The sequence below is a fragment of the Aureimonas sp. AU20 genome (assembly GCF_001442755.1).
GTDB lineage: Bacteria > Pseudomonadota > Alphaproteobacteria > Rhizobiales > Rhizobiaceae > Aureimonas.
In genome coordinates, this window is record NZ_CP006367.1 from 706948 (window position 1) to 721349 (window position 14402).

14 protein-coding genes are annotated in these 14402 nt (G+C 69.4%); 8 read left to right on the forward strand and 6 right to left on the reverse strand.

The window, feature by feature from the left end:
• Positions 1–130 precede the first annotated feature (130 nt).
• The 4 genes from M673_RS03205 (at position 131) to M673_RS03220 (ending at position 4519) form a co-directional block, all read left to right on the forward strand.
• Positions 131–2290 carry a TonB-dependent siderophore receptor gene (locus tag M673_RS03205; RefSeq protein WP_061973535.1) on the forward strand — a complete coding sequence of 720 codons (2160 nt, stop codon included), beginning with the start codon at positions 131–133 and terminating at the stop codon, positions 2288–2290.
• 172 nt (positions 2291–2462) lie between these two features.
• Positions 2463–3356 (forward strand): methylated-DNA--[protein]-cysteine S-methyltransferase, encoded by an 894-nt coding sequence (locus tag M673_RS03210; protein ID WP_061973536.1) that lies wholly within the window; start codon positions 2463–2465, stop codon positions 3354–3356.
• Positions 3357–3418: 62 nt separating this feature from the next.
• Positions 3419–4174, forward strand: a complete 756-nt coding sequence (locus M673_RS03215; RefSeq protein ID WP_148639958.1) for an endonuclease III domain-containing protein — start codon at positions 3419–3421, stop codon at positions 4172–4174.
• A gap of 126 nt (positions 4175–4300) precedes the next feature.
• Positions 4301–4519 (forward strand): hypothetical protein, encoded by a 219-nt coding sequence (locus M673_RS03220; RefSeq protein WP_061973537.1) that lies wholly within the window; start codon positions 4301–4303, stop codon positions 4517–4519.
• 187 nt (positions 4520–4706) lie between these two features.
• Here the strand turns inward: M673_RS03220 and M673_RS03225 are convergent, their stop codons facing one another.
• Positions 4707–5603, reverse strand: a complete 897-nt coding sequence (locus M673_RS03225; protein WP_061973538.1) for an AraC family transcriptional regulator — start codon at positions 5601–5603, stop codon at positions 4707–4709.
• A gap of 153 nt (positions 5604–5756) precedes the next feature.
• On the opposite strand from M673_RS03225, the gene M673_RS03230 reads away from it, so the two are divergent.
• The gene (locus M673_RS03230; protein WP_061973539.1) at positions 5757–6776 is read left to right on the forward strand and encodes an aldo/keto reductase; all 1020 of its coding nucleotides are present in this window, start codon (positions 5757–5759) and stop codon (positions 6774–6776) included.
• A 36-nt stretch (positions 6777–6812) separates the two neighbouring features.
• Here M673_RS03230 and M673_RS03235 read toward each other — a convergent pair whose 3' ends face one another.
• From M673_RS03235 to M673_RS03255, 5 genes are all read right to left on the reverse strand, one after another.
• Positions 6813–7250, reverse strand: coding sequence for a DUF4864 domain-containing protein (locus M673_RS03235; RefSeq protein WP_082639141.1), 438 nt, complete (start codon positions 7248–7250; stop codon positions 6813–6815).
• A gap of 216 nt (positions 7251–7466) precedes the next feature.
• Positions 7467–8087, reverse strand: a complete 621-nt coding sequence (locus M673_RS03240) for a 2,3-bisphosphoglycerate-dependent phosphoglycerate mutase (RefSeq protein ID WP_061973540.1) — start codon at positions 8085–8087, stop codon at positions 7467–7469.
• 85 nt (positions 8088–8172) lie between these two features.
• On the reverse strand, positions 8173–8988 hold the full coding sequence (dapB, locus tag M673_RS03245) for a 4-hydroxy-tetrahydrodipicolinate reductase (RefSeq protein WP_061973541.1): 816 nt from the start codon (positions 8986–8988) through the stop codon (positions 8173–8175).
• Positions 8985–10820 carry an ABC transporter ATP-binding protein gene (locus tag M673_RS03250; RefSeq protein ID WP_244493261.1) on the reverse strand — a complete coding sequence of 612 codons (1836 nt, stop codon included), beginning with the start codon at positions 10818–10820 and terminating at the stop codon, positions 8985–8987. Before M673_RS03250 ends, dapB begins: the two co-directional genes overlap by 4 nt.
• Positions 10821–10883: 63 nt before the next feature.
• A complete protein-coding gene (locus tag M673_RS03255) occupies positions 10884–11906 on the reverse strand; it encodes a glucokinase (RefSeq protein ID WP_061973542.1) in 1023 nt (340 codons plus the stop codon).
• A gap of 164 nt (positions 11907–12070) precedes the next feature.
• Between M673_RS03255 and M673_RS03260 the strand changes: the two genes are divergently transcribed.
• The 3 genes from M673_RS03260 (at position 12071) to bioB (ending at position 14381) form a co-directional block, all read left to right on the forward strand.
• On the forward strand, positions 12071–12730 hold the full coding sequence (locus M673_RS03260; protein WP_061973543.1) for a GntR family transcriptional regulator: 660 nt from the start codon (positions 12071–12073) through the stop codon (positions 12728–12730).
• Positions 12731–12819: 89 nt separating this feature from the next.
• Positions 12820–13392, forward strand: coding sequence for a biotin transporter BioY (locus tag M673_RS03265; protein WP_148639959.1), 573 nt, complete (start codon positions 12820–12822; stop codon positions 13390–13392).
• Complete coding sequence (gene bioB, locus M673_RS03270) at positions 13389–14381, forward strand: biotin synthase BioB (RefSeq protein ID WP_061973544.1); 993 nt, start codon at positions 13389–13391, stop codon at positions 14379–14381. The genes M673_RS03265 and bioB overlap by 4 nt, the downstream gene beginning before the upstream one ends.
• The last annotated feature ends 21 nt before the right edge of the window (positions 14382–14402 follow it).

Below are 14402 nucleotides of genomic sequence, written 5' to 3' on the forward strand. Positions count from 1 at the left end.
CCGGGCTTTTGGATGTCGTCCACAGGCCGGGAGCCAGATCGTCATTAAGTTGACTCATATAGTCATCTTTACATAGCAAGGTGGGGACGACCGGCGCGAGGGGCGCCGGCACAATTCCGGTTCGCCCGCCATGCCTTCCAAGTTCCGTTCCCGGTTCGCCCGTGCCAGCAGCGCACTGACGCTCCTTCTCCTTATCGGTCCGGCCGGGGCACAGGAGATCCAGCTCGACACGGTGACGGTGGAAGGCTCGGGCGCCTCCGGCGAGGGGCTGACGGCGAAGGGGGGCGGCGTCGCCGGCGCCTCGGCGGGCGGTTTCCAGACGGAAGGCTATGTCGCCCGGACCACGCGCTCGGCCACCAAGACCGACACGCCGCTGGTGCGTGTGCCGCAGTCCGTTTCCGTGGTGACGGAAGAGCAGCTGGAGGACCGCAACCCGCAGACGCTGCAGGAGGCGGTGGGCTATACGCCGGGCGTGCGCATCGGCGCCTATGGGCTGGACCCGCGCTTCGACGCCTTCTTCATTCGGGGCCTGCCGGCCACCTATACCGGCATCTTCCGCGACGGGCTGCGCGAGTTCAACAACGGCTTCTCGACCTTCGACATCGAGCCCTACGGCCTGGAGGGGCTGTCGATCCTCAAAGGGCCGGCGGCCGGGCTCTACGGCTCGTCCAATGCCGGCGGCATCGTGGACCTGCGCTCCAAGCGGCCGACCGTGGCGGCGGCGCGCGAGATCGAGGCGCAGATCGGCTCCAACAACCGCTACCAGCTGAACGGCGACGCCTCCGGCCCGCTCGGCGGCTCAACCGCCGCCTTCTACCGGATCACCGCGGTCGGGCGCGACGGCGACACCGACTATCCCTTCGCCTCCGACGACCGGCTCACCGTTGCCCCGGCCTTCACCTGGACGCCGGACGGCGACACGTCGCTGACGATCCTGGGCGAGCTCCAGCGCTCGAAATCGGGCGGCACCTTCGCCTATGTCAACGAGAACAACCGCGTCACCGATGTGGCGGCGGGCGATCCGTCCTTCAACTATCTCGACCAGACGCAGGGGCGTATCGGCTTCGAGCTGGAGCAGAAGCTCGGCGAGGGTGTGACCTTCCGCCAGAAGGCGCGCTACCAGGCGCTCGACGTCTATGGCGAATATGCCTATGCGATCGGCGCGCCGGTGGGCGACATCGTGCGGCGCGGCTCGGGCAACGTGAAGCAGACGCTGAAGGGCGCGGTGTCCGACACGCAGCTTCAGGTCGAGGCCGAGACCGGCCCCTTGAAGCACACGATTCTCGCTGGCGTCGACGCTTCCTACGCGCTCTACACCAATCGCGAAGGCTACGGCTCGGCCTCGTCGCTGCGCTTCTCCGCCCCGGTCTATGCGAGCCCGATCGCGACGCCCGCCTATTCCGTCGCCGCCGACCAGGAACAGGCGCAGGTCGGCCTCTATCTGCAGGACGAGATCCGCTACGACCGGCTGACGCTGACGCTCGGCGGGCGGCACGACTGGGTGTGGACCGACACCGCCTCCGGCACGCCGGAGGCGCTGAGCGACGCGCCCGAGCAGCGCGACGCCCAATGGTCGGGCCGCGCCGGCCTGTCCTATCTCTTCGACAGCGGCATCGCGCCCTATGTCAGCTATTCCACCGCCTTCACGCCCAATATCGGCACCAGCCGCACCGGCGCGGCCTTCGTGCCGACCGAGGCCGAGCAGGTCGAGGCCGGCGTCAAATACGCCATTCCCGGCTGGAGCACGCTCCTCACCGCCGCCGTCTTCAACATCGACCAGAAGAACGGCGTGTTCTTCGACGTGAACCCGCTGACCGGCACCAACGAGCAGGTGCAGCGCGGCAAGCTGCGCTCGCGCGGCGTCGAGCTGGAAGGCACGGCGACGCTGCTCGACGGGCTCAACGTGACGCTCGCCTACGCCTATACCGATCTCGAAATCGTGGAAGGCACGGAGACCACCACCGGCAAGACGCTTTCCTCCACCCCGCGCCACACCGTCTCGCTCTGGGGCGACTACACCGTGCAGACCGGCGCGCTGCAAGGCCTCGGCTTCGGCGCCGGGCTTCGCTACCTGTCAAAGAGCTTCGGCGACGACGCCAACAGCTTCACCAACGACGCGCGCGTCTTCATCGACGCCACGGCCCATTACGACGTGCCCTCGGTCGAAGGCCTGCGGTTGCAGGTGAACGCCACCAATCTCTTCGACGAGGACACGCAGATCTGCTCCTCGGGCTTCTGCTACAAGGAGCCCGAGCGCAACGTCATCGGCTCCGTGCGCTACCGGTTCTAGCCTCGCCTTTTCCGCCCGGGGCATCTCCAGCCGGGCGGACCTGCGAAGGCGCCGGGCCACCCGCCCGGCGCCTTCGTCGTTTGCCGGGCAAGGCTCGGCTTGGCGGCGGAAAAACGGGTGGCGGCGGCGGGGCGGCGGGTTCAGGATGGCCCTTCGAGAAGGAAGCCGCGCCATGACCGCACTTGCCCGCATTCCCAGCGCCACGCAGTTTCAGGAACTGGCGCCCCCGGTGGACTATCCCCTGGTGCGCCGGACCATTGAGTTCATCTCGCAGCATTATCAGGTACAGCCGAGCCTGGGCGAAGTCGCCGAGGGCGTCGGCGCGACCGAGGCCGAGCTGGAGGCGGCGCTGCGGCGCTGGGCGGGGCTGAGCCCCAAGGCCTTTCTTCAGGCGGTGACGCTGGACCACGCCCGCCGGCTCCTCGCCGAGGGCCTGCCGCTTCTGGACGCGGCGATCGAGGTGGGCCTCAGCGGCCCCTCGCGGCTGCACGATCTCTTCGTCAAACACGAGGCGGTGAGCCCCGGCACGCACAAGGCGCGTGGCGAGGGGATGAACCTGCAGTATGGCTTCGCCGAAGGGCCGTTCGGCCGAACGCTCGCCATGTGGACGGAGCGGGGCCTCGCGGGCCTTGCCTTCAGCGACGAGGACCGGGGCGGCGACGACCATGCGCTGGCCGACATGCTGGGCCGCTGGCCGAGGGCGCGCACCGAGCGCGACGACGAGGGAGCGGCGCTTCAAGTGTCGCGCGTCTTCTCGCCCGAGCGCTGGCGCGCCGACCAGCCCTTGCGCGTCGTTCTGATCGGCACGGATTTCGAGGTGCGGGTTTGGCAGCGGCTTCTCGACATTCCGCTGGGCGCCGCCGAGACCTATTCGGCGGTGGCGCGCGATATCGGCCAGCCCTCGGCCTCGCGCGCCGTCGGCGCGGCGGTGGGGCGCAACCCCTTGTCCTTCGTGGTGCCCTGCCACCGCGTCGTGGGCAAGTCCGGCGCGCTTACCGGCTACCATTGGGGCCTGACGCGCAAGCGCGCCATGCTGGGCTGGGAGTTCGGCCTGAAAGGCGCCTGATCGTCGCGGCCGGGAACCCTTGGGCCGGGCTGCCCGTCCTCCCCCAAACGGGAACAGACGGCATGGCGCGAAAGCAGGTGGCGGCGGCAATCGAGGAAACGGCCGAGGCGCTCGTCGGCGAAGCGCCAACGGTCGAGGCGGACCACGGAACCTTGAGCGCGCCCGAGCGCGCGGAGGCGTTTCGGCGTCTCAGTGCTCACATGCCGGGTCGCACGAAAGGCGCCAAGGGGCCGAAGGACCAGCCCGACCCATTCCGCTCCGTGGTGTCCTGCCTCCTCTCGGCTCAAAGCCGGGACGTGAACACCGCTGCCGCCGTCGAGGCGCTGTTCGCCTTGGCCCGGACGCCCGACGAGATGTTGGCCCTCACCGAGGCGGAGATCGCCCGCGCCATCAAGCCCTGCGGCCTCTACAATATGAAGGCGCGCAGCATCGTCCGGCTCTGCCGCGAGCTGATCGAGCGGCACGACCGCGTGGTGCCGCGCGACCGGGCGGGGCTGATGAGCCTGCCCGGCATCGGGCGCAAATGCGCCGACATCGTCATGAGCTTCGCCTTCGACGAGGACGTGATCGCCGTCGACACCCATGTCTTCCGCGTCTGCAACCGCACCGGTATCACGAACGAGCGCACCGCCGACCGGACAGCCGCCGCACTGGAGCGCGACGTGCCGGACTGGGCCCGCCGCGACGGGCATTTCTGGCTGATCCAGTTCGGCAAGAGCGTCTGCCTTTCGCGCCGCCCGCGCTGCGAGACCTGCTTTCTCAACGATCTCTGCCGCTTCTTCACGGCGACGGGAGGGGTGACGCCCGCCTCGCCGTAGCCGATTGGCCGCTCAGGTCCCTCCGCCGGCCTATCCGCCACCGACCCTCTCACCGCGCGCCTCGACAATCCTCACCGCTGCAGGGCGATCTGAGGTAGGGTCGCTCTTTGCCGGAGGAACGCCATCATGAATTGCCCTGTCTGTGGAGATGCCGCCGCTTCGATCGAGCCCGTCAACGAAGGCGCCGTGGCGGTGAACTGCCCGACCTGCGGCGAATGGGAAGCCTCGCCGCCGGCCGCCGGGGCGATGCGGGATTTCTCCTCGCATCGGAGAATGCAGGCGCTGCGCTTCGCGCAAGTCGATTCGCGGGCAGGCCGCCGCCCCTTCATCCACGGGCTGGGCTGACATGAGGTGATCGCGCCCGCCGAGCGCCTCCCGGATGGGATCTGGCGTAGGGCGCAAAGCCCGCTCGCCTTGCTGCCGCCGGCCCGCCCTCCCGCCCTCCGTGGAGGCGCGCTCGCCATTCGGCCGCAGGGCGTGGCCCGGCTGAGGCTGGTCGCCTGTCCGCTCGGTCCAACGCCGCCGAACCGGGCTAGGGCAGTGCGGGTTCGGGCACGACGCGGGCGCGGATCGCTGCGCCGTCGCGGCCGGGCGGGGCGCCGAACAGCCGGCGATAGTCGCGGCTGAACTGCGAGGGGCTCTCGTAGCCCACGGCATAGCCGACGCTCGCCACCTCTTCGGCCGCCAAGAGGCGCCGCCGCGCCTCCTGCAGCCGGATCTGCTTCTGGAACTGCACCGGCGTCAGCGTCGTCACCGCCTTGAAGTGCCGGTGGAAGCTGGGAACGCTCATGCCCGCCAGCCGCGCCAGATCGGCGACGCGCAAGGGCTCGGCGTGATGGTTGCGGATAAAGGCGCTGGCGCGGGCGACGCGCGCGGCTTGGCTGTCCTTGGTGCCGATCTGGCGCAGGAGAGGTCCGAGCGGACCGCCGAGCAGCCGCCACACGATCTCGCGCCGGATCAGCGGTTCCAGAACCGGCCGGTCGCGCGGCTGGTCGAGAAGCGCAAGAAGCCGCCTGAGAGGATCGTACAAGGCGGGATCGACTCGGCCCGCTCCGAGCGCGGCGAAGGACGCGGGCTCGGACAAACTGTCGGCCTGTTCGCTGAGCAGCGCCGTCACCTCCGCTGGGGGTAGGGCGAGGCTGAGCGCGAGATAGGGCCGCTCAACGCTGGCTTCGAGGATACGTGCCGTCACCGGCAGGTCGAGCGAGGCGAGCAGGCCCTCTCCGGCGCGGTAGCGAAAGGCGTTCTCGCCGATCATCGAAACCTTGGCGCCCTGCACCACGAGGCAGAAGGACGGGCGATAAACCGAGCGGATCAGGCCGCTCGGCGCGTCGGCCCGGCTGAGGAGCAGGCCGTCGATCGGTGTTTCCCGCCCGAAGCGGGCGAACTGCCGTTCGATCAGGGGGGCGAGGTCGGCAAGTGTCGTCATGCCCGCAGTCTAGCCCGCCGCTCGCGCCCTTGCATCCGATCTTTCGCGGCTTTGAGAGGATCGGGCAAGAGCTTGAGAGGATCGGCGTCGCGCGGTGGGGGCCGGGCGCCCTAGCTTGGGTCCATCGCAACCTCCCATCAGGAGCCAAGACCCATGCGGATGCGTCAACTCGGCCGGAGCGGCCTCTTCGTCTCGGAACTGTGCCTGGGCACCATGACCTTCGGCGGCGGCGACGAGGGTATCTGGGGCCATATCGGCCGCCTCGACCAGCCGGCCGCCGACGCGCTGGTGCGCACCGCGCTGGATGCGGGCATCAACTTCTTCGACACGGCCAATGTCTATGCCGGCGGCGAGAGCGAGCGCATTCTCGGCCAGTCGCTGAAGAATCTCGGCGTGGCGCGCGACGATGTCGTGGTGGCGACCAAGGTTCTGGGGCCGATGGGCGCGGGGCCGAACGCGCGCGGCGCTTCGCGCTCGCACATCCTCTCCCAGGCCAAGCAGAGCCTCGCCCGCCTCGGGCTCGACCATATCGACCTCTACCAGATCCACGGTTTCGACAAGGCCGTGCCGATCGAGGAAACGCTGGAGGCGCTGGACACGCTCGTCCGCCATGGGCACGTGCGCTATCTCGGCCTGTCCAACTGGGCGGCCTGGCAGATCATGAAGGCGGTCGGCATCGCGGAGCTTCGCCGCCTCGCGCCGATCCTGTCGCTCCAGGCCTACTACACGCTGGTCGGCCGCGATCTGGAGCGCGAAATCGCGCCCATGCTCCTGTCGGAGGGCATCGGCCTCATGGTCTGGAGCCCGCTCGCCGGCGGCTATCTCTCCGGCAAATACGACGGCGAGGGGCAGGCGGCGGATGGGCGGCGCGCCAATTTCGACTTCCCGCCGGTGGACCGCACGCGCGGCGGCGCGGTGATCGAGGCCATGCGTAAGGTGGCCGGCGAGAAGGGCTGCACGGTGGCGCAAGTGGCGCTCGCCTGGCTCTTGCACCAGGAGGTGGTCACCAGCGTCATCATCGGCGCCAAACGGCCGGAGCAGCTCGCCGACAATATCGGCGCGGTGGAGGTGAAGCTGAGCACCGACGACCTCGCCGCGCTCGACGCCGCCTCGCGCCTGCCGGCCGAATATCCCGGCTGGATGCTGGAGCGCCAAGGCGCCTATCGCAGCTGAGGCTTGGCAAAGGGCGGGCCGAGCGGCCCGCCTTCCTCAAGCGCCGATGTCGCTTCCCTTGCGCATCTGGCATCCCGTGATCTTCAGGCTGCCGTCCGGCTGGCGCTCCAGCGTGTAGCTGGCGATCCAGCTCTGACCGTCCGCGTCCGACAGGAAGACCTCCTGCCGCAGGCCCGCGCCCTCCGTCCGCAAGGGGCCGAAGGTGACGTTGCTGGAGCGATGGACGGCGGGATAGCCCCTGGCCACCATGGCGAGGAAGATCTCGGGCGAGGGGAAGAGCCGCTGGATGTTGGGCGCGGCATAGGAATAGGCCCGCGCCCCGTCGTCGGCGCGCAGCGCGTCGAGCTGCCCGCCGATGGCCGTGCGGGCGTCGCCGGAATCGTCGGCCCAGGCCGGCGGGGCCAGAATCGGCAGCGGCAGAGCCGGCACGGCGAAGGCGGTGAAGGCGAGACAGGCAAGGAGAGCGCGGCGCATGCGATGCCTCCGTCCAAGGAAGGCACCAGCATCTGCCGCAAAGGGCCCCGGCCGCAAGCGGGATTTTGACGCAGGGCCAGCCTGCCTCGCGCGCTTCCCGTGATTTTCAGTTCACGGGAAGCGCGCGAGGTCTGAAGGCCTGGCCCATCGTCCGGCGGCGGAGCGGACCTGCTTTGCCTGGAAACGCTCCAGACGCCGCAGGCCCTGGGCTCGATGTCAGCCGGCGAGCACGTCCTTCGAGGCGACGGTGGAATCGGCGTTGAGCTTGTAGACGATGGGCACGCCCGTCGCGAGTTCCTGCGCCACGATCTCCTCGCCGCTCAAGCCGTCCAGCGCCATGATCAGGGCGCGCAGCGAGTTGCCATGGGCGGCGACGATCACCGTGCCGCCGTTCAGCACATGCGGCTGGATGCGGTGGATGTAATAGGGCCAAACGCGCGCGCCCGTGTCCTTCAGCGACTCGCCGCCCGGAGGGGGAACGTCGTAGGACCGGCGCCAGACATGGACCTGATCCTCGCCCCACTTGGCGCGGGCGTCGTCCTTGTTGAGGCCCGACAGGTCGCCATAGTCGCGCTCGTTCAGCGCCTGATCGCGGATCGTCTCCAGACCCTCCTGGCCGAGCTCGGTCTGGATCAGCTTCAGCGTGCGCTGGGCGCGGGACAGGGCGCTGGTGAAGGCGATGTCGAAATGAAGGCCCGCCGCCTTGAGGCGCTGGCCGGCGGCCTTGGCCTCTTCCACGCCGAGATCGGTCAGGTCCGGGTCGCGCCAGCCGGTGAAGAGGTTCTTGAGGTTCCAGTCGCTCTGGCCGTGGCGGACGAGCACGAGGGTGCGGGACATGAAGACGAACTCCCTTTGTGTGGACGAGATGGGGACGGGGTGTGGAAAACCTGTGGAGTGCCCGGAGAGGGCTCTCGGAAAAGCGTCAGAAGCCGAGCACCTGACGCATGGAATAAAGGCCCGGCGCCTGCGCGCGCGCCCAGAGCGCGGCCCGCAGCGCGCCACGCGCGAAGATGGCGCGGTCCTCCGCCCGGTGGCCAAGTTCGATGCGCTCGCCCTCGCCGGCCAGAATCACCTGATGATCGCCGACCACCGAGCCGCCGCGCAGTGTGGCAAAGCCGATCGTGCCGGCTTGGCGCGCGCCGGTGTGCCCGTCTCGCACCCGCACGGACTGCTCGTTGAGCGCCACCGCCCGGCCCTCGGCCGCGGCCTGCCCCAAAAGCAGCGCCGTGCCGGAGGGCGCGTCGACCTTGTGGCGATGGTGCATTTCGAGGATTTCGATGTCGAACGCGTCCGGCCCCAGCGCCCGCGCCGCCTGTTCGGCGAGAACGGCGAGGAGATTGACGCCAAGGCTCATATTGCCGGACTTCACGATCCGCGCGCCGGCCTCGGCGGCCTGCGCGATCGCCGCGTCGTCCTCGGCCGAACAGCCGGTCGTGCCGATCACATGGACGAGGCCGCGCCGCGCCGTCTCCCGCGCCACGGCGACGCTGAGCGCGGGGGCGGTGAAGTCGATCACGCCGTCGGCCGCGTCCAGCGCCTTGGCAAGATCGGAGGTGACGGGAACGCCGAGATGGCCGCTCGCGGCGAGTTCGCCGCAATCGGCGCCGAGCGCCAGCGAGCCTTCGCGCTCGATCGCGGCGACGACCTTGGCGCCCTCGCTGTCCTTCACGACGCGCACCAGCGTGCGGCCCATGCGGCCGGCCGCGCCGAGGATCACCAGCTTCATCGCCTCGCTCATCGCGATTCTCCCATGTCGGCTGTTTCCGCTTCGCCGCTTCCACCCTGGAAGCCGTGGAGCCGGGCGTAAAGCCCGTTCGACCGTCTCAAGAGGTCCCCATGCGTGCCGCTTTCGGCGATCCGGCCCCGGTCCACGACCAGGATCTGGTCGGCGCCGACGATCGTCGACAGGCGATGGGCGACCACCACCACGGTGCGGTCGCGCATCGCCGTTTCCAGCGCGCGCTGCACCAGCACTTCGGAGCGCGTGTCGAGCGCCGAGGTCGCCTCGTCCAGAAGCAGGATCGGCGCGTCGCGCAGAAGCGCGCGGGCGATCGACAGGCGCTGGCGCTGGCCGCCCGAAAGCGTCACGCCGTTTTCGCCCACCGGCGTCTCGTAGCCGAGCGGCTGGGCGAGGATGAACTCTTCGGCCTGCGCCTGCCGGGCGGCTTCCTCGACCTCGGCGTCACTCGCCTCCGGCCGGCCGAAGCGGATGTTGTCGCGGATCGAGCCCTCGAACAGTGTCGGGTTCTGCGGGACATAGGCGATGGCCGAGCGCAGCGAGTGCTTGGTGACGGTGGTAATATCGGTGCCGTCGATCAGGATGCGCCCGGCGCCCGCGTCGTAGAAGCGCTCGATCAGGGCGATGATCGTGGACTTGCCGCCGCCCGAGGCGCCAACGAGCGCCGTGGTGCGCCCGGCCGGAGCCGTGAAGGCGAGGTCGCGCAGCACCGGCTCCTCGGCGTGGTAGCCGAAGGAGACGTTCTCGAAGCGGATCTCGCCGGCCGAAACGCGCAAGGCCTGAGCACCCGGCGCGTCGGCCTGGCGCGGCGTCTCGTCCAGGATCTCGTAGATCATCTTGGCGTTCACCAGCGCCCGCTCCATCTGCACCTGCAGCTTGGCGAGGCGCCGGGCCGGGTCGTAGGCGAGCAGCAGCGCCGTGATGAAGGCGAACATCGAGCCCGGCGAATAGCCGTAGACGATGGCGCGGTAGCCCGACCAAGCAATCACGGCCGCGACGGCCAGACCCGCCACGGTCTCGGTGATCGGCCCCGAGCGCTCGGTGATGACGGCGATGCGGTTGTTGCGCTCCTCGGCCTTGCTGATCAGCTCCTCGGTGCGGGCGCGCAGCAGGTGCTCCATGGTGAAGGCCTTCACCACCTGGATGCCTTGCGCGGCCTCCTGCATGGAGCCGAGCACCCGGCTGTTGAGGTCGATCGACTGGCGCGTCGCCTTGCGCAGCTTGCGCGACAGGCGCGAGATCATGATGGCGATCGGCGGCCCGGCGGTGAGCGCGATCAAGGACAGGACCCAGTCCTGCCAGATCATGGCGAAGATCAGGAAGATCAGCGTCAGGAGATCGCGCGCCAGCGAGGTGACGGTGAGATTCAGCGTGTCGCGAATGCCGGAGACGTTCTGGTTGATGCGCGCGGCGAGCTGGGCCGAGCGCGTCTCGCCGAAGAAGTCCACCGACAGGTCGGTGAGATGGGCGAAGAGCCGGCGCTGGTAGCGCGCGACGACGTCGTTGCCGATCCGCGCCAGGATGACGCCCTGCCCATAGGAGGCGATGCCGCGTAGGAAGAATGCGACGAAGATCGCCACCGGCAGGGTGAAGAGCATGGCGCGGTTGCCGGCGACGAAGATCTCGTCGATCACGTCGCGCATCACCCAGGCCAGGAAGGCCGTGGTGAGCGCCACCACGACGAGGCAGGCGACCGCCACGGCATAGCCGCCGATATGCTCGCGCCCGTTCTCGGCGATCACGCGGCGCAGGAGCTGCAGCGCCTCGCCCCGCTGGCGGGGTTCGGACAGGGAAAGACTCGTCTTCTTCACGGGGTCGGCCGGCCGGTTCATCGTCGGCTCGCTCTATAGCCTTTGCCGCCGCCCCTGCCTACAGGGCGGCCGAAAGGCAGGTTTTCAGCGAGACCAGCGGCGATTGACGGTCTCCAGCCCGTAGAAGCCCGGGGCGCGGGCGAAGGTGGCAAGGCCCGCCAGCGCCGCCAGTGGCAGGGTGATGGCGTAGAGCGGCACCTCGCGCAAAAGGTCGGAATGGGGCGCCTTGTCCTCGAAGGCGGCGCGCATGGCGGCCCGGTCCACGTAGGGCGCGATATGGCCGAAAATGCCGCCCGCGATATAGACGCCGCCGCGCGCCATGAAGACCAGCGCCAGATCGCCCGCGACGCGCCCGAGATAGGTGCCGAACAGGTGGATCGCCTCCAGCGCCGCCTTGTCGCCAGCCCCGGCCGCCACTGTCACGGAAGCGGGCGTGTGGGGCTCGGGCTTTCGCCCGTCCGCCTGGGCGATGGCGTTGGTAAGATTGACGAGGCCGCGCCCACAGAGAACCTGCTCGGCCGAAACGCGCCCCTCGATGCGCTCCAGATGCGGCCAAAGGGCGAGGTCGCGATCGGTGCGGGGGCCGAGATCGATATGGCCGCCTTCGCCCGCCACCGGAATCCACATGTTCCGCGCCCGCACCAGGCCCGCGACGCCGAGGCCCGTGCCCGGTCCGACCACGACGCGCGCGCCGTCATTGGGGGCGCCGACCGGCCCGATCGCCTCGCGACCGGCTTCGGGCAGGGCGGAGACGGCGAGCGCCTGCGCCTCGAAATCGTTGACGAGAATGATCTCGTCGAAGCCGAGGTCGGAGATCAGCTTGCGTGGCCGCACCACCCAAGGGCAGTTGGTCAGCTCGATCTCCTCGCCGCTGATCGGCCCGGCCAGCGCCAGCACCGCCGAGCGCGGCTGGATCGAGGTCTGGTCGAGAACCGTCGCCTGGATCGCGTCGTCGATATTGGGAAAGTCGGCCGTCTGAACGACCGGAAAGGTCTTGGGGTCTGCAAAGGCGTCCACGAGCAGGGCGAACCGGGCATTGGTGCCTCCGATGTCGCCGATCAGGATCGGAAACTTCAGGCTTTCGGCGGATTCGTTCGTCGGAGTCATGCCGGTCCGGTTTCAATCGTGTGAAGACGCAGCGAGCCATAGCACCCTCGGATGCCGGGAAAAAGCCGGCAGCGGGCGGCCGCGCCGAGGGTTTCAAAAAGCCGGAATAACCCCCAGAAGGCGCCCGGATCGACGGGCCGCGTTTCATAGATTATTCCGGCTGGATGAAGACGATCCAAGACGACACGCTTGCGGTTCGCATCAGCCGGGCCCTCGCCGAGCGCATCATTTCAGGGGCGATCGAGCCCGGCGCAAAGCTGCGACAGGACCATGTGGCGGCCGAGTTCAACGCCAGCCATGTTCCCGTGCGCGAGGCCTTCCGCCGGCTGGAGGCGCAGGGCCTCGTGGTGAGCGAGCCGAGGCGGGGCGTGCGTGTGGCCGGGTTTAGCCCGCAGGAGGTGCGCGAAGTCGCCGAAATGCGCGCCTCGCTGGAGAGTCTGGCGCTGCGCCACGCCTTTCCGCATCTGACGCCCGCGATCCTCGATGCGGCCGAGGTCATGGTGCGGGCGGGCGATCAGGCGGGCAGCGTCCAGGCCTGGGAGGAGGCGAACCGCGCCTTTCATCGCACCATTCTCGCCCCTTGCGCCATGCCGCGCCTGCTTGGCGCCATCGACGATCTTCAGGCCGCCAGCGCGCGGTTCCTGTTTTCAGGCTGGCGGGCGGAGTGGGACGCGCCGACCGATCGCGACCACCGCGCCATTCTCCTGGCGCTCCGCGCGCGAGACGGAGAGAAGGCGGCCACGATCCTCGCGCGCCACGTTCAGCGGATCGGCCAGTCCGGTCATGCTCCGATGCCGCCGCGTCGTCCCATTGGTGTCAGATAATCTATAATAATTCGAGATGTTGATAGAATCAATCGAACCAGGAAAGATCGGAGGCAATCCTGCAGTAAATTATAGATAAAGAGGTTCCGATGGCATCGACCATCCTTCCCTCCGACCGGCTCCGCGACGGGCTAGCCTTTCAGTTCGCATCCATCCCGATCGGCGTTGCCCTGATGACGCTCGCGGCGAAGACGCAGATCCCTTTCTGGCCGGTGCCCATGACGCTGCAGACGCTGGCGGTCATGGGCTTTGCCGTTCTCCTTGGCCCGCGCCTCGCCCTCTCGGTCTTCTCCGCCTATCTCGCGGCCGGCGCGGCGGGCCTGCCCGTCTTTGCCGGAACGCCCGAGCGCGGCATCGGCCTCGCTTACATGATGGGGCCGACGGGCGGCTATCTGCTGGGCTTCCTTCTGGCGACGGGGCTGGTGGGTTGGCTGGCCGCCGGGCGCGGCTGGCTCGCGCGGTTCGGCGCCATGCTGGGAGGCCTCGCGCTGGTCTATGCCTGCGGCGCTGCCTGGCTCGCGGCCTTCGTGCCGGTGGACAGGCTCTGGGCGGTCGGCGTCGCGCCTTTCCTTCTCAGCGACGTGGTGAAGATCGCGCTCGTGGCCTTGGCCGGGCATGTGCTCGCGCGCCGGGGCGCCGCCGGGCGAGGCGAAGCGCAATGAGCGCCGCAGACGGCCTCAAGCGGCACGACTGGTCGGTGGACGAGATCCTGGCGCTCTACGAGGCGCCGCTGCTCGACCTCGTCGGCCGCGCCAACGCCGTGCACCGCGCGCATCACGACGCATGCGACGTCCAGAAGGCGAGCCTCCTGTCGGTCAAGACCGGCGGCTGCCCGGAGGATTGCGCCTATTGCCCGCAATCGGCCCACCACCGCGAGGTGGACCTGACGCGCCAAGGCCTCATGGCGCCGGTCGAGGTGCTGGGGCTGGCGGCGCGCGCAAAGGCGGCGGGCGCGACGCGCTTCTGCATGGGCGCGGCGTGGCGCGAGGTGCGGGACGGGCCTGCCTTCGACGCCGTCCTTGCCATGGTGGAGGGCGTGCGGGACCTCGGCATGGAAGCCTGCGTGACGCTCGGGATGCTGAAAGCCCATCAGGCCGCGCGTCTGGCCGGGGCCGGGCTCACCGCCTACAACCACAATCTCGACACCGGGCCGGACTTCTACGGGAGCATCGTCTCGACCCGCACCTACGCGGACCGGCTGGACACGCTGGCGCATGTGCGCGCGGCGGGAATCGAGCTGTGCTCGGGCGGCATCATCGGCATGGGCGAGACCACGCGCGACCGCGCCGCCATGCTGCAGGTGCTGGCGAGCTTCGATCCCCATCCCGAAAGCGTGCCGATCAACGCGCTCGTGCCCGTCGAGGGAACGCCGCTCGCGCGCCGGTCGCGCGTCGATCCGCTCGACCTCGTGCGCATGGTGGCGACGGCCCGGCTGGTCATGCCGGAGGCGCGGGTGCGCCTTTCGGCGGGGCGCTCGGGGCTGGGGCGCGAGGCGCAGATCCTCTGCTTCCTGGCCGGGGCGAACTCGATCTTCTTCGGCGACACGCTGCTGACGACGCCCAATGCCGGGATCGGCGAGGACGAGGCGCTGTTCGCCGCGATCGGCCCGCTGGCCCGGGCCGCCTCGAGCGCTGGCGCGTCGCCCGCCTGAGCGACGCCGATCTTCCCTTTC

Bases quoted from the DNA above. Each gene is read 5' to 3' on its own strand.
- M673_RS03205 (WP_061973535.1), top strand. From the start codon at position 131: ATGCCTTCCAAGTTCCGTTCCCGGTTCGCCCGTGCCAGCAGCGCACTG.
- M673_RS03210 (WP_061973536.1), top strand. From the start codon at position 2,463: ATGACCGCACTTGCCCGCATTCCCAGCGCCACGCAGTTTCAGGAACTG.
- M673_RS03215 (WP_148639958.1), top strand. From the start codon at position 3,419: ATGGCGCGAAAGCAGGTGGCGGCGGCAATCGAGGAAACGGCCGAGGCG.
- M673_RS03220 (WP_061973537.1), top strand. From the start codon at position 4,301: ATGAATTGCCCTGTCTGTGGAGATGCCGCCGCTTCGATCGAGCCCGTC.
- M673_RS03225 (WP_061973538.1), bottom strand. From the start codon at position 5,603: ATGACGACACTTGCCGACCTCGCCCCCCTGATCGAACGGCAGTTCGCC.
- M673_RS03230 (WP_061973539.1), top strand. From the start codon at position 5,757: ATGCGGATGCGTCAACTCGGCCGGAGCGGCCTCTTCGTCTCGGAACTG.
- M673_RS03235 (WP_082639141.1), bottom strand. From the start codon at position 7,250: ATGCGCCGCGCTCTCCTTGCCTGTCTCGCCTTCACCGCCTTCGCCGTG.
- M673_RS03240 (WP_061973540.1), bottom strand. From the start codon at position 8,087: ATGTCCCGCACCCTCGTGCTCGTCCGCCACGGCCAGAGCGACTGGAAC.
- dapB (WP_061973541.1), bottom strand. From the start codon at position 8,988: ATGAGCGAGGCGATGAAGCTGGTGATCCTCGGCGCGGCCGGCCGCATG.
- M673_RS03250 (WP_244493261.1), bottom strand. From the start codon at position 10,820: ATGAACCGGCCGGCCGACCCCGTGAAGAAGACGAGTCTTTCCCTGTCC.
- M673_RS03255 (WP_061973542.1), bottom strand. From the start codon at position 11,906: ATGACTCCGACGAACGAATCCGCCGAAAGCCTGAAGTTTCCGATCCTG.
- M673_RS03260 (WP_061973543.1), top strand. From the start codon at position 12,071: ATGAAGACGATCCAAGACGACACGCTTGCGGTTCGCATCAGCCGGGCC.
- M673_RS03265 (WP_148639959.1), top strand. From the start codon at position 12,820: ATGGCATCGACCATCCTTCCCTCCGACCGGCTCCGCGACGGGCTAGCC.
- bioB (WP_061973544.1), top strand. From the start codon at position 13,389: ATGAGCGCCGCAGACGGCCTCAAGCGGCACGACTGGTCGGTGGACGAG.